Origin of the sequence: Actinocorallia longicatena, from assembly GCF_039534125.1 — a bacterium.
Classification (GTDB): domain Bacteria; phylum Actinomycetota; class Actinomycetes; order Streptosporangiales; family Streptosporangiaceae; genus Actinocorallia; species Actinocorallia longicatena.
In genome coordinates, this window is record NZ_BAAAUV010000001.1 from 305,553 (window position 1) to 326,887 (window position 21,335).

Below are 21,335 nucleotides of genomic sequence, written 5' to 3' on the forward strand. Positions count from 1 at the left end.
AGCTTAGGCCCGCGCTCAGATCCAGGAGCGCATCCACATGCGGGCGTGCCAGGAGTCGTAGGGCAGGGTTCCGCCGGTCAGGATCGGGTGGAGGTACCAGAAGTCGAGCAGGACCAGCAGGACGAAGGCGCCCGCGACGGCGGCCCCGATGGCCCTGGGACGGGGCGCACCGCGGGCCGGGCCGATGATCGTGCCGAGGGTCATGACGAGGGCGAGGCACATGAAGGGCACCAGGGGCAGCGCGTAGAACAGGAACATGGTGCGGTCGGCGAACGCCGGGGGGAACCACGGCAGCCAGCCCGCCGCGTAGGCGCAGAGGATCGCCCCGGCCCGCCAGTCGCGCGTGGTGAGGTAGAGGAACACCATGACCAGCAGCGCGGCCATGGACGCCCACCAGATCGCCGGGGTGCCGATGCCCAGGATCTCGCGGGAGCACCGGGCCGCGCCGCAGCCGGTCGCGTCCCTGGTGTAGAAGAAGGCGACGGGACGCCGCAGGACCGGCCAGTCCCACGGCCACGACTGGTAGTCGTGGCCGACGGTCAGCCGGTTGTGGAACCGCCAGATCTGCACATGGTGCTCCCACAGCCCGGGCAGCCCCTCGAACGGCCTGAGCAGCGGGTTCGCCGCCGGCTCGCGCCTCCCCCAGCCTCCGCCGGTGAACAGCCACCCCGACCAGGTCGCCGTGTAGACGGCCACCGGCAGCGCGCCCAAGCTCAGGAAGCTCACCGTGCCGTCCCTGAGCGCCGCCCCCACCAGGGGCGACCGGAACCCCAGGGCACGGCGGGCGCCCAGGTCCCACGCGAACACCATGACGACGAAGGCCGCGAGGTAGGGCACGGCCGACCATTTGACGCCCGCCGCGAGCCCGAGGCAGGCCCCGGCCGCGATCCGCCAAGGATGGAACAGCCATGGCCCGGGACCGGACGCCTCAGTGGTCCCCGCGAGCGCCGCCCGGCCCTGGTCGCGATCTGCTACCAGGCACGCGAATCCGGCCAGGACCCAGAACATGAGGAAGATGTCGAGCAGGGCGGTGCGGCTGAGCACCAGATGCAGGCCGTCGAGGGCCATCAGGAACCCTGCGGCGCAGCCCAGCAGGGTGCTGCCGGTCATCCGGCGGGCCAGCCGGCACAGGATCAGCACCGACAGGGTGCCGCACAGGGCCGCCGTGCACCGCCAGCCGAACGGGGTCACCCCGAAGACGGCCTCGCCCAGCGCGATCATCCATTTGCCGAAGGGCGGGTGGGCGACGAACGAGCCTCCGTCGGCCCACATGCCGCCGGGACGCCCGGCGAGGAAGAGCCTGTCGGCGATCCCCTTCGGGTAGTTGCGGGTGGCGTGCTCGAACCCGAAGCGCAGGAGCCCGTAGGCGTCCTTGGCGTAGTAGGTCTCGTCGAAGACGATCGCGTGCGGGCTTCCCAGCCGGTCGAACCGCAGGAAGCCCGCGAAGACCGTCACCAGGACCGGGCCGAGCCAGCCCCAGGGGATCCGCGCGGCCGCGCGTGGAGGCCCCTGTGAACGCCCGGCCTCCTGGCCGGAACCGATCATCACCACGCGCGACATCGTACGGATCGGACCGGGACTTCTCGCCCGTTCCGGTCACCGGTGGAACACGGTTCACGCCGCGCAGTGCAGGTACTCCGAGCGGCGCAGCAGCATCGCGCCGAGCATCAGGGGGAACATCGCGACGTGCGCGAGCACCATCAGCGTCATGCCGCCGATCGCGCCCAGCCACAGCAGCGGGAACAGCGGCACGGCCGGGACGTACATCGCGACGCACATCTCCAGCGTCGAGCGCCGGCCGTGCCCGCGGAAGAGCATCCAGGCGGCCATGCCCGCGGACATGTTCGTCGCCATGATCAGGTAGCCGAGGTCGGGATGCTCGGCGTGGGAGATCCCGAGCCCGGCGGCGGACTCCAGGAAGCCCAGCACGACCATGCCGGCGAACATCGCGACGACCATCTCGAGGTAGTGGAGGGCGAAGCGGGGCCATCCGCCCCTGGTCTCCTGCGCTGTGTGGGTCATGCTCCGACTATCGGAGCCGCCGCGGGCGCCCTCAAGGAAGACGTCCGGGTCTGTCCGGAATCCTGGGACACCGGTCGTTCCTGCCTAGAGTGAGGGCATGAGCGAACGGCATTTCGTCGTCGTCGGGTACGCCGCCGCGGAGCTGCTCGACATCGCCTGCGTGGTCTCGACCCTCGAGCAGGCGAACCTGCACGGCCCCGAGTCCTACTACCGCGTCCGGCTGGTGACGCCCGGCGGGCGTCCCATCGACTGCGGTCCCACCGTGTCCCTCCACCCCGGCGAGAGCCTCGAACGGGTCACAGGACCGATCGACACCCTCCTGGTCTCGGGCGGCATCGGCAGCTGGGACGCCGCGGCCGACCCGCTGGTCGTCGCGCACGTCCGGCGGCTGGCCAGGGTGAGCAGGCGGGTGGCGTCGGTGTGCACGGGGGCGGGGATCCTGGCCGCGGCGGGCCTCCTGGACGGCCGCCGGGCCACCACCCACTGGCAGTGGGCCGGGCATCTCGCCGCCCTGTATCCGGGCGTCCGGGTCGACCCGAAGCCGATCCACATCAACGACGGGAACGTCTACACCTCGGCCGGGGTCACCAGCGCCCTCGACCTGACCCTCGCCCTCATCGAGGAGGACAACGGCCCCGACCTGGCCAGGACCGTCGCCAGAGCACAGGTGACCTATCTCCAGCGGCCGGGCGACCAGGCGCAGATGAGCATGTTCACCGCCCCACCGCCGCCCTCGGACGGCCTGGTCAGAAGGGTGGTCGACCACATCACCGCCCATCCGGACGGCGACCTTGCGACCGCCGCGCTCGCCGAGCTCGCGGGAGTGAGCGAACGGCATCTGACCCGCCTGTTCCTCAGGGAACTCGGCCATCCTCCGGGCCGGTACGTCCGGCTCGCGCGCACCGAGGCCGCCGCCCATCTGCTCGTCTCGACCTCGCTGCCCATGGCGGCCGTCGCGGCCCGCTGCGGGCTCGGCACCGCGGAGACCCTCCGGGTGGCCTTCACCGGCCGCTACGGCATCACGCCGTCGCGGTACCGGCTCACCCAGTCCCGGTCGTAGTCGCGGGAAACATGCCGCAAACGCCTACCTCGCGTCCCTGGGGCGCGGCGGTCAGTAGCGTCGGGGCATGCGCGAGCTACCCGTCGTCGCCAGGGCCTACGTCGTCGCCGTCATCGCGGCGGCCGCCGTGGTGCTGGCCGGGATCGTCCGGGGGCCGCTGCCCGGATCGTCCACCGTGCTGATCCTCGCCGCGCTGTTCCTCATCTGCGACGGCATCCCCGCACAGCTGGCCGTCACCGGGGCGCGGGTGACGATGTCGTACGCGGCGATCCTGGCGACGATCGTCCTGCTCGGGCCGACCGGAGCCGCCGTGGTCGGGGCCTGCGCGGTCGCCACGCCGCAGGACATCAACCCGATCGTCAAACGGCTGTTCAACGGGGCGCAGTTCTCGCTGTGCGGGTTCACGGCCGGGCACGTCTTCACCAGGATCGCCCCGGCGGGGAAGCCTCCGCTGGAGGAGATCCTCCTCCCCTTCGCGGTGACCCTCGTGGTGTACGTGGTCATGAACATCGGCCTCACCTGCGGGATCCTGCTGCTGGCCCGGAAGTCCACGCCCCGGCAGATGATCCGTGACTATGTGCCGCTGGCCGTCGGCTGCCTGGGCTTCGGCTCGTTCGGGCTGCTGATCGCCGGGAGCTGGCCGGCGATCGGGCCCGCCGCGGCGGTGCTCGTGCTCGCGCCGCTGGCCGCCGCGTCCTGGGCGTTCAGCCAGGTCGCCGCGCAGAAGGCCGCCCACGAGGCGGTCCTGGCGACCATGTGCCAGGCCGTCGAGACCAAGGACTTCTACACGCGCGGCCACAGTGAGCGCGTCTCCCGCGGCTCGGTGATGATCGCCGAGGAGCTGAAGTTCAGCGCCGCGCGGCTCGAGGCGATCCGTTTCGCCGGGATGCTCCACGACGTCGGCAAGCTGGGCGTCCCGACCAAGGTCCTGCAGAAGGACGGCGGTCTCACCGACGAGGAGTTCGCCGCCATCCAGCTGCATCCGCGGCACGGGCTCGCGATCGTCCAGGACATCGAGTTCCTCGACGAGGCGCTCGGCGGGATCATGCACCACCACGAGAAGCTCAACGGCCGGGGATATCCGCTGGGCCTGGCCGGCGACGAGATCCCGGAGTTCGCCCGGATCATCGGGGTCGCCGACACCTTCGACGCCATGACCTCCACCCGCTCCTACCGCAAGGCACGGCCCGTCGAGGTGGCGGTGGCCGAGCTCAGGCGCTGCTCGGGCACCGAGTTCGACCCGGCCATGGTCGAGGCCTTCCTGCGCGCCCTCGATCGCAGGGGCTGGGAGATCCCGCCCGAGCCCGGCGAGCCGCCCGCGGGCGCCGAGACCGCCAAGCACGACCACGACGACCCGACCGCCCCGATCCCGATCATCAATCCGGCCGGCTGACGGCTCCCTGGACGGCCCGTTCCGCGACGGACGGGTGTTCCGATGCCCAAATTGGACGCGGATTCAGCGCGCCTCGCCTGTTCCGTCCGATCCGCGCCATACGATCGACGCATGTACGCCTGTGCGCTGTCCGGGAAGCACGGCCTCGAAGCCCGGGGTGGAGTGCTCTGACGCCCATGCGGGTAACCCAGTACGCGTATTTCGCGCTCTTCAGTGACCAGGTCTCCGCCGCGGAGATCACCTCACGGCTGAGCCTCGCGCCGGACGAGTCCGACATCCTCGGCAGCGAGCACCCCCATCTCCCCTCCCCCGCGTTCCACAGCTGGCGGATGGTCTGCCGGGAGCCGAACCTCCGCCCGGACGAGCAGGTCATCCGGATCATCACCCGCCTCCAGCCGCACACCGCCCGCATCGCCCACCTGGCCGCGAGCTTCCGCACCCAGTCCTCCGGCGGCGCGGTCCTCCAGCTCGTCCGCTACCTCAACGACAACGACAGCGCCCCCCACCCACCGGGCTTCCACCCCCTCGGCTTCCATCTCGACAACACCGTCATGGCCTTCCTCCACACCACGGGCGCCGCCCTGGACGTCAACGAGTACGACCTCTCCGAGGGGTACTGAGGGTCTGCGCGCGAGGTCAGGAGGAGGTCAGGCAGAAGGGGTGGCCGGCGGGATCCAGGAGGACCCTCCAGCGTCCGTCGCCAGGCTGATGGTCCGGTTTGACCGCGCCGAGTTCCAGGGCCAGCTCTTCCATCGCGTCGAGGTCGTCGGCGTGGAAATCCAGGTGGAACTGCTGCGGCACGTCCTGACCCGGCCATTGCGGCGCCCGGTATCCGTCGACCCGCTGGAACCCCAGGTCACAGCCGGAGCCGCTCGTCAGAGCGACGAACTCGTCCGTGCCGAAGAGCTCGCGCATCCCGGTCAGCGCACCGTAGAAGCTCGCCAGCGTCCGCGGGTCGGCACAGTCCAGAGTCACCCCCCGCAGTACAGCGCCTGGCATCCTTCGCTCCTTCGCGTCCATGTCCACCGCCGAAGCGCTGTCGGAAGAGAAACTAGGCCAGACCGAGGCGGCCGGCGGTGCTTTCGCGGATCTCCAGGGCGAAGGGGATCTGGACGTCCTGGACGGGGAAGGGGTCGTCCTCCGAGACGCGGCGGTGGATGAGGTCGACGGCGGTCCGGGCGATGGCGAGCTTGTCGGGGGCGATGGTGGTGAGGGAGGGGATGCTGTAGGCGCTCTCCTCCGCGTCGTCGAAACCGGCGATCGCCACGTCCTCCGGGACGCGCAGGCCGCGTTCGGCGGCCGCCCGCAGGGCGCCGATGGCCAGCAGGTCGTTGAAGCAGAAGACCGCGTCGGGGGGTTCGGGCAGGTCGAGGAGGTGGCGCATCGCGAGGGCGCCGTCCTGGCGGTGGTACTCGAGCGCGGGGACGATCAGCTCGGGCGACTCGGTCATCCCCGCCTCGCGCAGGGCCGTCCGGTAGCCCTCCAGGCGGAGGGCGGCGGTGCCGCGGCCGGGGTTGGTGCCGATCGCGGCGATGCGGCGGCAGCCCAGGGACGTCAGATGCCGGACGGCGGTGCGCGCGGCCAGGACGTTGTCGATCGCCACATGGTCGATCGGCACGTTCACCGCGTGCTCCCCCACCATGACCAGCGGGATGCCGCGGTCGAAGCCGGTGAAGTCCTCGGCCGCGAGGGCCTGCGGGCTGAGGATCGCGCCGTCGATCATGTGCGGGCCCAGGGCGGTCAGGGCGGTCCGCTCGCGGTCGCGGGTGCCCTGGGTCTGCTCGATCAGCACGTTCCAGTCGTAGCGGCGGGCCGCGGTGATGACCAGCCCGGCGAGCTCCCCGAAGTAGGGGATGCTCAGCTCGGGCAGGACCAGCGCGATGAACCCCGTCTTGCCGCGCCGCAGGTTGCGGGCGCTCAGGTTCGGCCGGTAGCCGGTCGCCTCCAGCGCCGCTTCGACCCTGCGCCGGTTCTCCGGCTTCACGAACGCGTACCCGTTGACCACGTTGGACACGGTCTTCACCGAGACGCCCGCGAGCGCCGCGACGTCCTTGAGCGTTGCGGCCATCCGCGCCCGTCCCTTCACCACGATCCGACGGACAGAGCCTATGGCCGTCGCGTTCCCTCCGCGCTGCGCGGCGCGGCGGCGCGGGCCCGCTGCCAGGCCGCGGGGCCGAGGAAGTGGACGTCGAAGCGGCCCTGTTCGGGCAGGAGAGCGGCGAAGGGGATCTCGCCCGCCTGGATCAGGCCGAGGGCGCGGAAGTAGCCGAACCGGTCGACGCCCGGGGTGAGGACCGACAGAAGATACGAGGTCGCGGGGGTGCGGGCGCTGCTGGGCGTGCTCGGCGGCTGGTCCGGCGGGAACCGGGGCGGGGCGGAGTCCGTTGTGCCCGGACCGGAGGATGGACGGACGAGGACGTGAGGGGTTCCCGGGGCGGATGATCGTCGCACAGCAGCAGGAGAACGACCTGACCGGAGTGGCGGGCTGGGCGGCGGGGGTGATCGAGACGCTGGGGGCGGTGGGCGTGGGCCTGCTGATCCTGCTGGAGAACCTGTTCCCGCCGCTGCCGAGCGAGCTGATCCTGCCGCTGTCGGGGTTCGCGGCCAGCGAGGGACGGGTCAACGTGGTCGCGGTGGCCGTCGCGGCGACGGCCGGGTCGGTGGCGGGGGCGCTGCTGCTGTACGGGCTGGGCGCCTGGCTCGGGCATGAGCGCGCCTACCGGCTCGCCGACCGGATCCCGTTCGTCGACCCCGCCGATCTCGACAGGGCCACCGGCTGGTTCCGGAAGCACGGCGGCGCGACCGTGCTGTTCGGGCGGCTCGTCCCGGTCGTCCGGAGCTTCGTGTCGATCCCGGCCGGGATCGAGCGGATGCCGCTGACCCGGTTCATCCTGTACACGACGCTCGGGAGCGCCGTGTGGAACACCGCCTTCGTGGCCCTCGGCTATCTGCTCGGCTCGCGCTGGGAAGAGGCCGGGACCTACGTCGGCTACGCGACCTGGGCGGTCCTGGCGCTGGCCGTGCTCTGGATCGCGAAGTTCCTCCTGGGCCGCGCCCGTCACCGGAACTTCCCGTGAATTTACGGGAGGCTGGGTAGGGTGCCTCGGGTGGTGGGAATCGTACGGCGGTATCCGGTGCCGTTCTGCTACGCGGGCGTGGTCGCCGCCGTCTCCCTGGTGTGGGGGTACGGGCTCGGGCCCGAACAGCAGCGGGGGTTTCTCGGCTGGGCCAGCACGAACGTGGCGAACCTGACGGTCCGGCCGGTCACGAGCATGATCGTTTCGGCGTTCGTGGCGCAGGAGACGATGGCCCTGTGGTCCGTGATGATCCTCGTGGGGCTCGGGCCGCTGGTCCACCGGTTCGGGAACATGCGGTCGATCGGCCTGGTGCTGGCCGCACATGTCACGGGGACCCTGATCAGCCAGGGGATCACCGCGCTGCGGCTGGCCGTGGGGGCGGCGCCGGACGCCGTCCGCTACATGCACGACGTCGGGCCGTCCTACGTCGTGGTCTCGGCACAGATCGCCGTGGTGTTCTACGGGCACTCGTGGTGGCACCGCGCGATCGCCCTGGGCAGCTGGCTGATGCTGGCGCCGTTCCTGTTCGGCGGCCTCGGCGACTGGGACGTCGCCGCCATCGGGCACCTCAGTGCCATGATCACCGGGGCGGTCGCGGGCGGGCTGCTGGTGCGCCGGACGCCCGCCACGTTGCGGGGAGCCAACCGTGACGCTGTTAACGCTGTGAGTCTCAGTTAACGCTCGGGTGACGGTCGGGACCTCGATGGGTAACTTTCGCCCACTTTCATCGGACCATGGGAGTTAACACAACGGATTTCGAGCTGGTCGTGGTCGGTCATGGGCCCGCCGGACACCGGCTGGTGGAGGCTCTTCGCGAGCGGGACGCCCCCGGGTCCTGGAAGATCACTGTGATCGGGGAGGAGACGCGGACCGCCTACGACCGGGTGGCTCTGACGACCCACCTCGAGGGTGCCGAGCTGGCCTATCCGGCGCACGGCCCCGAGGTCACGGTCCTGCCGGGCGAGAAGGTCGTCTCGATCGACCGGGCCGGACGCAGAGTGATCACCGACGCCGGGCGGGACGTCCCCTACGACGCCCTCGTCCTGGCGACGGGTTCGGCCCCCTTCGTTCCGCCGGTGGAGGGCAAGGACCTCCCCGGAGTCTTCGTGTACCGGACCATCGACGACCTTGAGGCGATCCGGGAGTACTCCTCGACCAGGGGCTCCGGTGTCGTGGTCGGCGGCGGTCTGCTGGGCCTCGAGGCCGCCCGCGCGATCCAGGGACTGGGACTGGACTCGAGCGTGGTCGAGGTGGCGCCGTGGCTGATGCCGCGCCAGCTCGACGAGGGCGGGGGCGCGATGCTCCGCCGCCACATCGAGACCCTGGGCATGGACGTCCACGCGGGCACGCCGATGGCGCGGCTGTCGGCGGGTGAGGACGGGGCGGTCCGGCACGTCGTGCTGTCGGACGGCCGGGAGATCGACGCCGAGGTCGTGGTGTTCTCCGCCGGGATCAGGCCGCGGGACGAGCTGGCCCGCCTGGCGGGGCTCGAGGTCGGGGAGCGCGGCGGCATCGTCGTCGACTCGGCCTGCCTGACCTCCGACCCGGCGATCTTCGCCGTGGGTGAGTGCGCGCTGATCGGCGGCATGGTCTACGGGCTGGTCGGGCCGTGTTTCTCCATGGCCGAGGTCGTCGCGGACCGGCTCGTCAATCCCGACAGCACCGCCTCCTTCGAGGGCGCCGACCTGTCGACCAAGCTCAAGCTGATGGGCGTGGACGTCGCCAGCTTCGGCGACCCGTTCGCCGACGCGCTCGGCGTCACCTACACCGACCCCATCGGCGGGGTGTACAAGAAGCTCCTGGTCTCCGACGACGCCCAGACCCTGCTCGGCGGCGTCCTGGTCGGCGACGCCGAGTCCTACTCCACCCTGCGGGCCTTCGTCGGCGGCAAGCTCCCCGGCGCCCCCGAGCAGATGCTGTTCGGGGGGACCGAGGCCGCGGGCGGCGACCTGCCCGGCACGACCGTCATCTGCTCCTGCAACAATGTGACGGCCGAGGGCATCCGCTGCGCGATCAGCGACCACGAGCTGCGCGACGTCCCCGCGATCAAGGCCTGCACCAGGGCCGGATCCTCCTGCGGCTCGTGCGTCCCCCTGGTCAAGAAGATCCTCGACGCCGAGCTCACCGCCGCCGGGATCGAGGTGTCCAAGGCGATCTGCGAGCACTTCGCCTACTCTCGCGCGGAGCTGTTCGACATCGTGAGGGTCCGGCAGATCCCGACCTTCAGCCAGCTGATCGCCGAGCACGGCACCGGCCGCGGCTGTGACATCTGCAAGCCGACCGTCGCCTCCATCCTGGCCTCGCTCAGCAGCGGCCACATCCTCGACGGCGAGCAGGCGGCCCTCCAGGACACCAACGACCACTTCCTGGCCAACCTGCAGAAGAACGGCACCTACTCGGTCGTCCCCCGCATCCCCGGCGGGGAGATCACCCCCGACAAGCTCATCGTGATCGGCCAGGTCGCCAAGGATTTCGGCCTCTACACCAAGATCACCGGCGGTCAGCGGATCGACCTCTTCGGGGCCAGGGTCGAGCAGCTCCCCCAGATCTGGAAGATCCTCGTCGACGCCGGATTCGAGTCCGGCCACGCCTACGGCAAGGCGCTGCGGACCGTGAAGTCGTGCGTCGGCGAGACCTGGTGCCGCTACGGCGTCCAGGACTCGGTCGGCATGGCGATCCGCCTGGAGCTGCGCTACCGCGGGCTCCGGGCGCCCCACAAACTGAAGTCCGCGGTGTCCGGATGCGCCCGCGAGTGCGCCGAGGCGCAGTCCAAGGACTTCGGGATCATCGCCACGGAGAAGGGCTGGAACCTCTACCTCGCCGGCAACGGCGGGATGCGGCCGCGGCACGCCGACCTCTTCGCCACGGACCTGTCCGACGACGAGCTGATCCGGACGATCGACCGGTTCCTGATGTTCTACATCCGCACGGCCGACCGCCTCCAGCGCACCTCGGTGTGGCTCGAGTCCCTGGAGGGCGGCCTGGAGTACCTCCGCGAGGTGATCGTCGAGGACAGGCTGGGCATCTGCGCCGAGCTCGACGCCGCCATGGACCACCACGTCGAGGTCTACTCCGACGAATGGCGCGACACCCTCGAGGACACCGAGCGCCTGCGCCGCTTCGTCACCTTCGTCAACGCCCCCGACGTCCCCGACTCCTCCATCGCCTTCGAGATCGAACGCGACCAGATCAAGCCCGTGCTCGTGACCGGCCCCCGCCTGGAAGTGGTGACCAAATGACCGCGTTGACCCTGACGACCTCGACGGACCTGTGGACCGACGTGTGCGCCTACGACGACCTCGTCCCCGAGCGCGGTGTCTGCGCCCTCGTCGGCGGCGAGCAGATCGCGATCTTCCGGACCCTGGAGGGCGACCTGTACGCCCTGTCCAACCTGGACCCCTTCAGCGACGCCTACGTGCTGTCGCGCGGCATCCTCGGCTGCCGGGGCGGCGTCGCCACCGTGGCCTCCCCGATGTACAAGAACGTCTTCGCGCTGGAGACGGGCCTGTCCCTGGACGACCCCGAGCGTTCGGTCCGCGCCTATCCCGTCCGGCTGGCCGACGGCCGGGTGGAGGTGTCGACGTGAGCGTGGTCGTCGTGGGGAACGGCATGGCGGGATCGCGGTTCGTCACCGAGCTGCGCACCCGCGACCCGAAGATCCCGATCACGGTCTTCGGCGCGGAACGCCAGCAGGCCTACAACAGGGTGCTGCTGTCGAACGTCCTCGCGGGCGTCACCCGGCCCGACCACATCGGGCTCGTCGACCCGTCCTGGTACGCCGCCCACGACGTCGAGGCGCACTTCGGCGTCGAGGTCGTCCGGATCGACCGTGAGGCCGGGCTGGTCCACGCCTCCGACGGGTCGGCCACCCCCTACGACACGCTGGTCCTCGCGACCGGCAGCACGGCGTTCGTCCCGCCGATCCCCGTCGAGGGCAGCGACCTCACCGCGGCCCGGCGGCTGCCCGAGGGCGCGCTCGTCTTCCGGACCCTCGACGACTGCCGGGAGATCGCCGCGGCGGCCGACGACGCGCGCCGTGCCGTCGTGGTCGGCGGGGGCCTGCTCGGCATCGAGGCCGCCCGGGGCCTGGTCGGACGCGGTCTCGACGTGACCGTGCTGCATCTGGCCGGGCACCTGATGGAACGGCAGCTCGACCCGTCGGCGAGCAAGGTGCTGGTCCGCACGCTCGACCGGCTCAACATCCGCACCCGGCTCCAGGCGAACGTCGCGGGCCTCACCACCGGGCCCGGCGGCCGGGTCTCCGGGGTCGAGCTGGCCCTTCCCGGCGGCGGGTCCGAGCGGGTCGAGGCCGATCTGGTGATCCTCTCGTGCGGGGTCCGTCCCGAGACGGGCCTGGCCAGGGACGCGGGACTGTCCGTCGGCCGGGGCGTCATCGTCGACGACGAGCTGCGCTCGGTCACCGATCCCCGCGTCCGGGCGATCGGCGAGTGCTCCGAGCACCGCGACGAGATCTACGGCCTGGTCGCGCCCGCGTGGGAGCAGGCGGGCGTCCTCGCGGGGCTGCTCGCCGGCACCGAGCCGGACGCCCGCTTCACCGGCTCCCGCCAGATCACCCGGTTGAAGGCGACCGGGATCGAGCTGGCCTCGATGGGCGAGACCCACTGGGAGGACGACGACGAGGACGTCGAGGTCGTCCAGTTCGCCGACTCGGCCCGCGGCACCTACAAGAAGGCCGTCATCCGGGACGGGCGGCTGATCGGGGCGATCCTGCTGGGCGAGACCGGCACCGCCGGCACCCTCACCCAGCTCTACGATCACGAGTCCCCGCTGCCCGCCGACCGTCTCAGCCTGCTGTTCCACGGCATCGGCGCCTCGCCCGAGGCGGCCTCGCCGGTCCGGATCCCCGACGCGGCGACGATCTGCCACTGCAACAACGTCACCAAGGGCCAGATCCGGGCGTGCTGGCAGCGCGGCGCCCGCACCACCGACGAGGTCTCCCGCCAGACCCGCGCCGCGACGGGCTGCGGAAGCTGCCGCGACGCGGTCGAGGGCATCGTCTCCTGGCTCGACGAACAGGACTCCGTCACCGTGTGACGCCCCGCGGAAAGAATGAAGCCGTCCAGGACGATGACGTCCCGGACGGCTTTCGTGTCTCCGCTCAGCCGGCCTTCGCCGTGATCCGGACCGCGCAGACCTTGAACTCCGGCATGCGCGAGATCGGGTCGAGGGCCGGGTTGGTGAGATCGTTGGTGCCCTTCCAGTGGAAGGGCAGGAACACGGTGTCGGGGCGGATCGCGTCGGTGAGGCGCGCCTTCACCACGTTCGTGCCGCGCCGGGTGCTGACCTCGACGAGAGCGCCGTCCTCGATGCCGGAACGCTCGGCGAGGTCGGGGTGGAGCTCCAGGAACGGCTCCGGGGCGGCGGCGACCAGGGAGGCGACCCGCCTGGTCTGGGCGCCGCTCTGGTAGTGGGCGAGCAGCCGTCCGGTCGTCAGGTAGAGCGGGTAGTCCGCGTCGGGCCGCTCGGCGGGGCCGCGGTGCTCGACGGGGACGAACCTGGCGCGGCCGTCGGGGGTGGCGAACCGGTCGAGGAAGGGCCGGGGCGTCCCCGGGTGCTCCTCGTCGGGGCACGGCCAGAAGACGCCGCCCTCCTTCTCGATCCGCTCATACGTGATCCCGGCGTAGTCGGCGATACCGCCGCCGGAGGCCCGGCGCAGCTCGTCGAAGACCTCGGGCGGCACGGTGCTCCACACGCCGGGGGCCTCCAGCCGGGCGGCCAGGCCCTCGATGATCTCCAGATCGGTGCGGACGCCCTCGGGCGGCTCGACGGCCTGGTTGCGGAGCAGGACCCGGCCCTCCAGGTTCGTCATCGTCCCCGACTCCTCCGCCCACTGGGCGGTCGGCAGGACGATGTCGGCGCGTTCGGCCGTCTCCGACAGCACGAAGTCCGCGACGACCAGCAGGTCCAGGGCATCCAGGCGCTCGGTGACATGACGGGCGCGCGGCGCCGAGACGACCGGGTTGGAGCCGAACAGCAGCAGCCCCTTGGGACCCTCCTCGGTGCCGAGGGCCGCGAGCAGCTCGTAGGCGGAGCGTCCGGCGCCGGGGAGCGTCTCGGGGTCGACGCCCCAGACCCCGGCGACGTGCGCGCGGGCCGCCGGGTCGTCGATCTTCCGGTAACCGGGCAGCTGGTCGGCCTTCTGGCCGTGCTCGCGGCCGCCCTGCCCGTTGCCCTGCCCGGTGATGCAGCCGTACCCCGAGCCCTCGGTGCCGGGCAGGCCCAGGCCGAGGGCGAGGTTGATGAACGCGGTGACGGTGTCGACGCCCTGGGCCTGCTGCTCCGCGCCACGGGCGGTGAGGATCAGGGAACGTTCCCCCGCCGAGAGCATCCGGACGCACTCGCGCATCTGCGCGACGGGGACGCCGGTGATCCGCTCCACGCGTTCGGGCCAGTAGCCGTTGAGCGAGGTGCGCAGGGCGTCGAAACCGGTGGTGCGGGCGGCGATGTACTCCTCGTCCAGCAGTCCCTCGGTCATCGCCAGGTGCAGCAGGCCGTTGGCGAGGGCCAGGTCGGTGCCGGGGGTGAGCTGGAGGTGCAGGTCGGCCTGGCGGGCGGTCGGGGTGCGGCGCGGATCGGCGACGATCAGCGCTCCCCCGGCCTCCTTCTGCTCGGTGACGTGCCGCATGAACGGCGGCATGGTCTCGGCGACGTTCCCGCCGACCATGAGGATGACGTCGGCGCGGGCCACGTCGGTGATCGGCCCCGGCAGCCCGCGGTCGAGGCCGAACGCCCGGTTCAGCGCGCCCGCGGCCGACGACATGCAGAACCGGCCGTTGTAGTCGATCTGCGAGGTCCGCAGCGCGATCCGGGCGAACTTGCCGAGCTGGTAGGCCTTCTCGTTGGTGAGGCCGCCGCCGCCGAACACGCCGATCGCGTCCGGCCCGTGGCCGGCCTGGAGCGAGCGGATCCGCGCGGCGACGGCGTCCAGGGCCTCGTCCCAGGAGCAGGGCTCCAGCGGGGAGTCCCTGGACGCCCGCATCAGCGGCGAGGTCAGCCGTCCGGGGACGGTCAGCAGATCCGCCGCCGACCACCCCTTCTGGCAGAGGCCGCCCCGGTTGGCCGGGACGTCCTCCCTCGGCTCGATCCTCAGTTCGGGCGAAACACTCATCCCGCACTGGAGCGCGCAGTAGGGGCAGTGGGTGGCGGTCATCAGACGCCCGCCTCCGCGAGGCTCGACCGGCCGGTCTCGGCGGCGGTGATGCCGCGCTTGCGCAGGTAGAGCGCCCAGGTGGTGATCATGCAGAGCGCGTAGAAGACGGCGAGGCCGATCAGCGCGGGGGCGATCCCCTTGGTCGTCTCGATGGAGATCCGGAAGGCCTGCTGGATGAGGACGCCGCCGAGCGCGCCCACGGCCGAGCAGATGCCGATCGCCGCCGCGGCGTGCCGCCTGCCCGCCGCGGACGCCCTGGCCACGGCAGCCTCGTCGGTGGCGTCGGCCCGCGACAGCGCCTGGATCCGGAAGATCGCCGGGATCATGCGGTAGGTCGAGCCGTTGCCCAGGCCGGTCGCGGCGAAGACGAACAGGAACGCCCCGAGGAACAGCGCCCAGTTCCCGGCCTCCACGGCGTAGGCGACCGCGCCGATGCCCGCCGTCATCGCGAAGAACACGATCATGGTGACGCGGGCGCCGCCGAACCGGTCGGCCAGCCAGCCGCCGACGGGACGGGCGAAGGACCCCACGAACGCGCCGAGCCAGATGAAGTTCGCGCCCTTGACGTCCGGGAACTGGGCCTTGATCAGCACCCCGAAGGAGAAGGCGTAGCCGATGAACGACCCGAACGTCCCGATGTACAGCACGGACATGATCCAGGTCTGGGCGCGCCCGCAGATCGAGACCATCTCACCGACGGTGTAGGCGGTCGTGGCGGTGCGCAGGTTGTTCATGAAGAAGTAGGAGCCGGCGGCGGCCAGCAGCACCAGCGGCATCCACACCCAGCCGACCGCGACCAGCCCGAAGGCGACGATCAGCGGCGGCATGCACAGCTGGGTGACGCTCGTCCCGAGGTTCCCTCCGGCCGCGTTGAGCCCGAGCGGGAGCCCCTGCTTGGAGGCGGGATAGAAGTGGGTGATGTTCGCCATCGAGGAGGCGAAGTTCCCGCCGCCGAGCCCGGTCGTGGCGGCGATCAGCAGCAGGACCCCGAACGGCAGCGAGTCCAGGTTCTCGACCGCGTAGACGAACAGTCCGGTGGGGATCAGCAGCAGCAGCCCCGAGACCACCGTCCAGTTGCGCCCGCCGAACCGGGCGGGAGCGAAGGTGTAGGGGATCCTGATCAGCGCGCCGACCAGGTTGGGCGTCGTGGTCAGCCACAGCACCTGGCTCGTGGTGAACATGCCCTTGGGCAGGTTCAGCACGGCGATGCTCCACAGCAGCCACACGCAGAAGCCCAGGTGCTCGGTGAGCACGGAGAACATGAGGTTGCGGACCGCGATCCGCTTCCCGGTCGCCGCCCAGAACGCGGCGTCGTCCGGCTCCCACCGCTCGATCCACCGGCCCTTGCCCGACTCCGGCGCGGCCTGGTCCGCCCGCGCCTCGAAGACTGTGGTCATCCCGATCCTCCGCGTCTCAACCGATCCGACTCTCAGGACGGTATGTACGCTGCGTTACGGCACGCGCCCGCAACGATGTCGGCGGTGAAACAGGGAACGCACAGCGGTAACAATGAGTTGTTGGCTCCGCCCGCGAGACCGAATTCCGTCGCCGAGAGGGGGTCCGGATGGCGATCGACCGGACGAGCGTGCCCCGCTGGGGGCCCGAGCCCCCCGGGGTGGACGCCGCCGGGCGTTCCTTCGCGATCGTCTCCCTCGGCGAGGCCGCGCTGCCGGTGGCGGCGGCGTGGGCAGCGGAGATCGCCCCCGGCCTGCCGCTCCGGCACGTCCACGCCGAAGTCCTGGACGAGGCGCTCCTGGCCCGGTTCGGGCGCGAACTCGGCCGGGCCGTCGTCGGCTGGCGGCTGATGCTGGCGGGGCCCGAGGACGAGGTCCAGGTGCTGCGGGCCCGGGCGGCCGAGGCGGGGGCGCTGCCGTGCGAGGTCCGCGCGCACGCCACCGCGACCGGCGCCCTGCGCGTGTACTGCGCGCACTGCCGGACGACCGGCAGGGCCGCCGTGGAGATCGGCGGGGTCCTGCCCTGCACGGGCTGCGGAGCGGACCTGGTCGTCCACGCCCACCACTCGCGCCGCCTCGCCGCCTATCTCGGCACCCGGGCCCATGTGGAGACGCCGTGAGGCTCGTGGTCCTCGACGTCGCCGAGGCCTGCGCCGGGGTGCGCACCCTCCGGCTGGGCCGTCCCGGCGGCGGCCCGCTCCCCGCCCATCCGCCGGGCGGCCATGTCGTGGTCGTGGCCGGAGACCGGCGGAACGCCTACTCCCTGACCGGCGACGGCGGCCCCGCCGATCACTACGAGATCTCGGTGCTGCGCAAGGACGCCGGATCGGCCTGGATGCACCGGCTGGAACCGGGCGACCCGGTCGAGGTGTCGGCGCCGCGCAGCCGGTTCGCCCCGGTGGCCGGCGCCCGGCGGCATCTGCTCGTCGCGGGCGGCATCGGCGTCACCCCGATGCTCTCCCACGCTCGGGCCGCGGTCCGGTGGGACCGTCCGTTCCTTCTGCTGTACGGCTACCGGCCCGGGCACGCCGCGCACCTGCCGGAGCTGCGGGAGCTCTGCGGTGACCGGCTTCTGGAATACCCGGGCGGCCGGGAGGACTTCGCCGCCGCCCTGACGGCGGCCCTGCGGTGCCAGCCCCTCGGAACCCACGTCTACGTGTGCGGTCCCGGCTCGCTGATCGGCTTCGTGCTCGAGCAGGCGGCCGAGGCCGGATGGCCGCCGGAACGGGTCCATGTCGAGCGGTTCGCCGCCGAGGAGGCCGGGCCGGGCGTCCCGTTCGATGTACGGCTGCGGTCGGGACGCCGGGTGCCCGTGCCCTCGGGGGTCTCGCTGCTCGAGGCGCTGGAGCGCGCCGGGATCACCCTGCCGAGCATGTGCCGCCAGGGCGTGTGCGGCGAGTGCAGGACCGGCCTGCTGGCCGGGCGGGCGCTCCACCGCGACCTCTATCTGACCGCCGAGGAGCGCAGCACCGCGATCATGCCGTGCGTGTCGCGCGCCGACGCCGACGGGCTGGAGCTGGACCTGTGACCCTCGAGCGCTTTCCCTTCCCCTTCACCCGTGACTCCTACCGCTACAGCACCAACATCGAGCCCGCCCGGACGTTCACGAGGACCGCGACCGGCGGCTGGGGCGCCGACGTCATCGACGTCGACCCTCACTACGCCGCCGATCTGACGCTGCGCGAGGAGATCCTGGCGAGCGACCCGAGCAGGGCCGTCGTGCTGCCGCACATGCGGCCCGCCGCCTGGGACGCCCTCCGCTACGTGCTCACCGAGCTGGCCGCGGCGCACCCGGGCGACTTCCGGCTGCGTCACGACGGCCCGGTCCTGCACTGGGAGAACCGGCGGCGCGGCGTCCGGGCCTCGTTCCGCTTCGGCGACGACTCGGCCCTGCCCTGCGATCCGCTGACCTTCGCCGCGCTCCAGGCCCAGGAGGATCTCGTCCTGCTCGACCAGCGCGAGGACACGCTCTGGGCCGACGCGGGCGTGGTGACGTTCGCCGCCGACTGGTCGCTCGCCTTCGTCATCGGCATGCCGTTCGCGGAGATCCACGGGCCCGTGCCGCGCGTCCACGAGGAGGGGGTCGTCTCCCGCGCGCAGGACTTCCTCCTGCGGCTCGAACCCGGCGCGGAGTTCCGGCGGACGAACTGGTCGATGACGGTCGGCCGGCGGCTGGACGTCTCGGCCGAGGCCTACCCCTCCTGGGGGCGCGACCGGCGTCGCGCCACGGTCGAGGGGACCCTGGCCGAACTGCTGCACCTGCGCGTCGAGGTCCAGCACCTCATCAGGCTCCCGGCCTCGAACGCGATCCTCTTCCTGATCCGCACCCATCTGGCCCCGCTGAGCGAGATCGCCGCGGTGCCGGAATGGCGGCAACGGTTCGGAAGGGTGTTGCGGGAACTACCGGAGGACATGGTGGAGTACAAGGGACTCCAACGCTACCGAGCGGCGGCGGCCACCTGGCTCGCCACGGCTTGAACCCACCCCAACGAAAGGCGGAACAGCATGGCACAGCACGTACGGGGCATCGTCGCTCCGGGACGCGGCGCCCCCGTCGAGGTCCGGACGATCGTCGTTCCGGATCCCGGCCCCGGCGAGGCCGTCGTCCGGATCCAGGCGTGCGGGGTCTGCCACACCGACCTGCACTACCGGGAGGGCGGCATCAACGACGACTTCCCGTTCCTGCTCGGCCACGAGGCCGCCGGCGTCGTCGACCGCATCGGTGAGGGCGTCACCGACATCGCGCCCGGCGACTTCGTGATCCTGAACTGGCGGGCGGTCTGCGGGAACTGCCGGGCCTGCCTGCGCGGCCGGCCCCAGTACTGCTTCAACACCCACAACGCGAAGCAGAAGATGACGCTGGAGGACGGCACCGAGCTGTCGCCCGCCCTGGGGATCGGGGCGTTCGCGGAGAAGACCCTGGTCGCGGCGGGCCAGTGCACCAAGGTCGACCCGGCGGCCTCCGCCGAGGTGGCCGGGCTGCTCGGCTGCGGCGTGATGGCGGGGATCGGCGCGGCGATCAACACCGGCGGCGTCGGCCGCGGCGACTCGGTCGCGGTCATCGGCTGCGGCGGGGTCGGCGATGCCGCGATCATGGGATCCAGGCTGGCCGGAGCCGCGAAGATCATCGCGGTGGACATCTCCGGGGCGAAGCTGGAGAAGGCCCTGGAACTCGGCGCGACCCACGCGATCAACTCCACCATCGACGACCCGGTGGAGAAGATCCGCGAGCTGACCGGCGGGAACGGCGCGGACGTCGTGATCGAGGCCGTCGGCCGTCCCGAGACCTACGAGCAGGCCTTCTACGCCCGCGACCTGGCCGGGACCGTCGTGCTGGTGGGCGTGCCGACCCCCGACATGAAGATCGAGCTGCCGCTGCTGGACGTGTTCGGCCGGGGCGGGTCGCTGAAGTCGTCCTGGTACGGCGACTGCCTGCCCTCCCGCGACTTCCCCATGCTCATCGACCTGCACCTGCAGGGCCGTCTCGACCTCGGCGCGTTCGTCACCGAGACGATCGCCCTCGAGGACGTGGAGAAGGCCTTCGAGCGGATGCACGCCGGCGACGTCCTGCGTTCGGTGGTCGTCCTGTGATCACCAACCTCGTCACCTCCGGCACCTTCTCCCTCGACGGCGGCACCTGGGACGTCGACAACAACGTCTGGATCGTCGGCGACGCCACCGAGGTGATCGTCATCGACGCCGCCCACGACGCCGAGGCGATCGCCGAGATCGTCGGCGACCGCAATCTCAAGGCGATCGTGTCGACGCACGGGCACGACGACCACATCGACGCGGCTCCCGCCCTGGCCGCCCTCACCGGGGCGCCGATCCTGCTGCACCCGGCCGACCTGCCGCTGTGGGAGATGACCCACCCCGGCACCAAGCCGGACGGCACCCTCGCCGACGGCGACGTCCTGACGGTCGCCGGGGTCGAGCTGCTGGTCCTGCACACCCCCGGCCACGCCCCGGGCGCGGTCTGCCTCCACGCCCCGGAGCTGGGGACCGTCTTCTCCGGCGACACCCTCTTCCAGGGCGGCCCGGGCGCGACCGGGCGGTCGTTCTCCGACTTCCCGACCATCATCACCTCGATCGAGAGCCGCCTGCTCACGCTCCCGGCCGACACCGTCGTCCGGACCGGCCACGGCTCCACGACCACGGTCGGCGCGGAGTCCCCGCACCTTCCCGAATGGCTTGACCGAGGTCACTGATCCGCCTCACCGGGGCGTCCTCGGCTGCGCCCCGCTCCCCCGCCCGCGGCCGTCTAGGGTGTGATCATGACGATGGAACGATGGTCGCTGGGCGGGGATCCGGGCGTCGCGCGGGTCGGCTACGGGGCGATGAAGCTGTCCGGCTGGCCGGGAGGCGGGCGTCCGGACCGGGAGACCGCGCTGGCGATCCTTCGGCGGGCCGTCGAGCTCGGGGTGAACCACATCGACACCTCGCACTACTACGCGCGCGACGGGGTCGCGGCCAACGAGCTCATCAGGGAGGCCCTGTCGCCCTACCCCGCCGATCTGGTGATCGTGACCAAGGTGGGGGCGCTGGTCGAGGGCTCCGACATCACCCGGCCCCCGGCGGAGCAGACCGGGTTCAGGCCCGGCGAGCTGCGGCGCGGTGTCGAGGCGAACCTGCGCTCGCTCGGGGTGGACCGGCTGGACGTGGTCAACCTGCGGCTCGGCTCCGTCGACGGTTCGGCGACGCCCCTGGCGGAGCCGCTGGAGACCCTGCTCGCGCTGCGCGAGGAGGGCATGATCCGTCATCTGGGCATCTCGAACGCGACCGCGGCCGAAGTCGCGCAGGCGCGCCGGATCGCGCCGATCGTCTGCGTCCAGAACGCCTACAACCTGGCGCTGCGCGACGACGATCCGCTCGTCGACGCCTGCGCGGCGGCGGGCATCGCCTACGTGCCGTTCTTCCCCGTCGGCGGCTTCCAGCCGATCACCACCGAGCACCTGGACACCGTCGCCGCCCGGCACGGGGCGACCGCGCCCCAGGTGGCGCTGGCCTGGCTCCTCGCCAGATCACCGAACATCCTGCTCATCCCCGGCACCGGCTCCCTCGCCCACCTGGAGGAGAACATCGCGGCCGGCGCCCTGCGCCTGACCTCCCGGGACCTCGCCGACCTCGGCTGATCCGGCCTCGCCCTTTACGTAGTAAG

General features: G+C 71.8%; 21 protein-coding genes. 14 read left to right on the forward strand and 7 right to left on the reverse strand.

Features of this window, described 5'->3' with window-relative positions; genetic code table 11:
- Positions 1-15 precede the first annotated feature (15 nt).
- The gene (locus tag ABD785_RS01360; RefSeq protein ID WP_344821777.1) at positions 16-1,545 is read right to left on the reverse strand and encodes a dolichyl-phosphate-mannose--protein mannosyltransferase; all 1,530 of its coding nucleotides are present in this window, start codon (positions 1,543-1,545) and stop codon (positions 16-18) included.
- A gap of 69 nt (positions 1,546-1,614) precedes the next feature.
- Positions 1,615-2,022: a hypothetical protein gene (locus ABD785_RS01365; protein ID WP_344821267.1), complete on the reverse strand. Its 408-nt coding sequence runs from the start codon at positions 2,020-2,022 to the stop codon at positions 1,615-1,617.
- Positions 2,023-2,119: 97 nt separating this feature from the next.
- Between ABD785_RS01365 and ABD785_RS01370 the strand changes: the two genes are divergently transcribed.
- The 3 genes from ABD785_RS01370 to ABD785_RS01380 all read left to right on the forward strand — a co-directional run bounded on the left by ABD785_RS01370 (position 2,120) and on the right by ABD785_RS01380 (position 5,095).
- Complete coding sequence (locus ABD785_RS01370; protein ID WP_344821268.1) at positions 2,120-3,082, forward strand: GlxA family transcriptional regulator; 963 nt, start codon at positions 2,120-2,122, stop codon at positions 3,080-3,082.
- 67 nt (positions 3,083-3,149) lie between these two features.
- Entirely contained in the window at positions 3,150-4,475 is a 1,326-nt protein-coding gene (locus ABD785_RS01375) for an HD-GYP domain-containing protein (RefSeq protein ID WP_344821269.1), read from the forward strand.
- A 176-nt stretch (positions 4,476-4,651) separates the two neighbouring features.
- Positions 4,652-5,095, forward strand: a complete 444-nt coding sequence (locus ABD785_RS01380; protein ID WP_344821270.1) for a DUF4279 domain-containing protein — start codon at positions 4,652-4,654, stop codon at positions 5,093-5,095.
- 16 nt (positions 5,096-5,111) lie between these two features.
- Here the strand turns inward: ABD785_RS01380 and ABD785_RS01385 are convergent, their stop codons facing one another.
- The 3 genes from ABD785_RS01385 to ABD785_RS01395 form a co-directional block, all read right to left on the reverse strand.
- The gene (locus ABD785_RS01385; protein ID WP_344821271.1) at positions 5,112-5,450 is read right to left on the reverse strand and encodes a VOC family protein; all 339 of its coding nucleotides are present in this window, start codon (positions 5,448-5,450) and stop codon (positions 5,112-5,114) included.
- 76 nt (positions 5,451-5,526) lie between these two features.
- Complete coding sequence (locus tag ABD785_RS01390; RefSeq protein ID WP_344821272.1) at positions 5,527-6,543, reverse strand: LacI family DNA-binding transcriptional regulator; 1,017 nt, start codon at positions 6,541-6,543, stop codon at positions 5,527-5,529.
- Between the two features lie 38 nt (positions 6,544-6,581).
- Complete coding sequence (locus ABD785_RS01395) at positions 6,582-6,926, reverse strand: hypothetical protein (protein ID WP_344821273.1); 345 nt, start codon at positions 6,924-6,926, stop codon at positions 6,582-6,584.
- Here ABD785_RS01395 and ABD785_RS01400 point away from each other — a divergent pair.
- From ABD785_RS01400 to ABD785_RS01420, 5 genes are read left to right on the forward strand one after another with little or no spacing between them, the layout of a single operon-like run.
- Positions 6,914-7,552: a DedA family protein gene (locus ABD785_RS01400; RefSeq protein WP_344821274.1), complete on the forward strand. Its 639-nt coding sequence runs from the start codon at positions 6,914-6,916 to the stop codon at positions 7,550-7,552. The two genes, ABD785_RS01395 and ABD785_RS01400, sit on opposite strands and share 13 nt — an antisense overlap.
- Positions 7,553-7,582: 30 nt before the next feature.
- The gene (locus ABD785_RS01405) at positions 7,583-8,230 is read left to right on the forward strand and encodes a rhomboid-like protein (RefSeq protein WP_344821275.1); all 648 of its coding nucleotides are present in this window, start codon (positions 7,583-7,585) and stop codon (positions 8,228-8,230) included.
- A gap of 56 nt (positions 8,231-8,286) precedes the next feature.
- On the forward strand, positions 8,287-10,791 hold the full coding sequence (nirB, locus tag ABD785_RS01410) for a nitrite reductase large subunit NirB (protein ID WP_344821276.1): 2,505 nt from the start codon (positions 8,287-8,289) through the stop codon (positions 10,789-10,791).
- Positions 10,788-11,138: a nitrite reductase small subunit NirD gene (gene nirD, locus ABD785_RS01415; protein WP_344821277.1), complete on the forward strand. Its 351-nt coding sequence runs from the start codon at positions 10,788-10,790 to the stop codon at positions 11,136-11,138. Before nirB ends, nirD begins: the two co-directional genes overlap by 4 nt.
- On the forward strand, positions 11,135-12,607 hold the full coding sequence (locus tag ABD785_RS01420) for an FAD-dependent oxidoreductase (RefSeq protein ID WP_344821278.1): 1,473 nt from the start codon (positions 11,135-11,137) through the stop codon (positions 12,605-12,607). The genes nirD and ABD785_RS01420 overlap by 4 nt, the downstream gene beginning before the upstream one ends.
- Positions 12,608-12,671: 64 nt before the next feature.
- Here the strand turns inward: ABD785_RS01420 and ABD785_RS01425 are convergent, their stop codons facing one another.
- Positions 12,672-14,723, reverse strand: a complete 2,052-nt coding sequence (locus tag ABD785_RS01425) for a molybdopterin oxidoreductase family protein (RefSeq protein WP_344821279.1) — start codon at positions 14,721-14,723, stop codon at positions 12,672-12,674.
- Positions 14,723-16,120: an MFS transporter gene (locus ABD785_RS01430; RefSeq protein WP_344821280.1), complete on the reverse strand. Its 1,398-nt coding sequence runs from the start codon at positions 16,118-16,120 to the stop codon at positions 14,723-14,725. Before ABD785_RS01430 ends, ABD785_RS01425 begins: the two co-directional genes overlap by 1 nt.
- Positions 16,121-16,287: 167 nt before the next feature.
- Here ABD785_RS01430 and ABD785_RS01435 point away from each other — a divergent pair, with 167 nt between their 5' ends.
- The 6 genes from ABD785_RS01435 (at position 16,288) to ABD785_RS01460 (ending at position 21,309) form a co-directional block, all read left to right on the forward strand.
- Positions 16,288-16,797, forward strand: coding sequence for a dimethylamine monooxygenase subunit DmmA family protein (locus ABD785_RS01435; RefSeq protein WP_344821281.1), 510 nt, complete (start codon positions 16,288-16,290; stop codon positions 16,795-16,797).
- Positions 16,794-17,705 (forward strand): PDR/VanB family oxidoreductase, encoded by a 912-nt coding sequence (locus ABD785_RS01440; RefSeq protein WP_344821282.1) that lies wholly within the window; start codon positions 16,794-16,796, stop codon positions 17,703-17,705. Before ABD785_RS01435 ends, ABD785_RS01440 begins: the two co-directional genes overlap by 4 nt.
- Positions 17,702-18,655, forward strand: coding sequence for a heme-dependent oxidative N-demethylase family protein (locus ABD785_RS01445; RefSeq protein ID WP_344821283.1), 954 nt, complete (start codon positions 17,702-17,704; stop codon positions 18,653-18,655). The genes ABD785_RS01440 and ABD785_RS01445 overlap by 4 nt, the downstream gene beginning before the upstream one ends.
- Before the next feature lie 27 nt (positions 18,656-18,682).
- Entirely contained in the window at positions 18,683-19,768 is a 1,086-nt protein-coding gene (locus ABD785_RS01450; protein ID WP_344821284.1) for an S-(hydroxymethyl)mycothiol dehydrogenase, read from the forward strand.
- Positions 19,768-20,385, forward strand: coding sequence for an MBL fold metallo-hydrolase (locus tag ABD785_RS01455; RefSeq protein WP_344821779.1), 618 nt, complete (start codon positions 19,768-19,770; stop codon positions 20,383-20,385). The genes ABD785_RS01450 and ABD785_RS01455 overlap by 1 nt, the downstream gene beginning before the upstream one ends.
- 66 nt (positions 20,386-20,451) lie before the next feature.
- Positions 20,452-21,309, forward strand: a complete 858-nt coding sequence (locus ABD785_RS01460; protein ID WP_344821285.1) for an oxidoreductase — start codon at positions 20,452-20,454, stop codon at positions 21,307-21,309.
- Positions 21,310-21,335: the final 26 nt, after the last annotated feature.

Excerpts from the sequence above, each read along its gene's own strand:
- ABD785_RS01450 (WP_344821284.1), top strand. The coding sequence starts at position 18,683 with ATGGCACAGCACGTACGGGGCATCGTCGCTCCGGGACGCGGCGCCCCC.
- ABD785_RS01460 (WP_344821285.1), top strand. The coding sequence starts at position 20,452 with ATGACGATGGAACGATGGTCGCTGGGCGGGGATCCGGGCGTCGCGCGG.
- ABD785_RS01370 (WP_344821268.1), top strand. The coding sequence starts at position 2,120 with ATGAGCGAACGGCATTTCGTCGTCGTCGGGTACGCCGCCGCGGAGCTG.
- ABD785_RS01390 (WP_344821272.1), bottom strand. The coding sequence starts at position 6,543 with ATGGCCGCAACGCTCAAGGACGTCGCGGCGCTCGCGGGCGTCTCGGTG.
- ABD785_RS01400 (WP_344821274.1), top strand. The coding sequence starts at position 6,914 with ATGATCGTCGCACAGCAGCAGGAGAACGACCTGACCGGAGTGGCGGGC.
- ABD785_RS01435 (WP_344821281.1), top strand. The coding sequence starts at position 16,288 with ATGGCGATCGACCGGACGAGCGTGCCCCGCTGGGGGCCCGAGCCCCCC.
- ABD785_RS01360 (WP_344821777.1), bottom strand. The coding sequence starts at position 1,545 with ATGATCGGTTCCGGCCAGGAGGCCGGGCGTTCACAGGGGCCTCCACGC.
- ABD785_RS01425 (WP_344821279.1), bottom strand. The coding sequence starts at position 14,723 with ATGACCGCCACCCACTGCCCCTACTGCGCGCTCCAGTGCGGGATGAGT.
- ABD785_RS01380 (WP_344821270.1), top strand. The coding sequence starts at position 4,652 with ATGCGGGTAACCCAGTACGCGTATTTCGCGCTCTTCAGTGACCAGGTC.
- nirD (WP_344821277.1), top strand. The coding sequence starts at position 10,788 with ATGACCGCGTTGACCCTGACGACCTCGACGGACCTGTGGACCGACGTG.
- ABD785_RS01375 (WP_344821269.1), top strand. The coding sequence starts at position 3,150 with ATGCGCGAGCTACCCGTCGTCGCCAGGGCCTACGTCGTCGCCGTCATC.
- ABD785_RS01365 (WP_344821267.1), bottom strand. The coding sequence starts at position 2,022 with ATGACCCACACAGCGCAGGAGACCAGGGGCGGATGGCCCCGCTTCGCC.
- nirB (WP_344821276.1), top strand. The coding sequence starts at position 8,287 with ATGGGAGTTAACACAACGGATTTCGAGCTGGTCGTGGTCGGTCATGGG.
- ABD785_RS01430 (WP_344821280.1), bottom strand. The coding sequence starts at position 16,120 with ATGACCACAGTCTTCGAGGCGCGGGCGGACCAGGCCGCGCCGGAGTCG.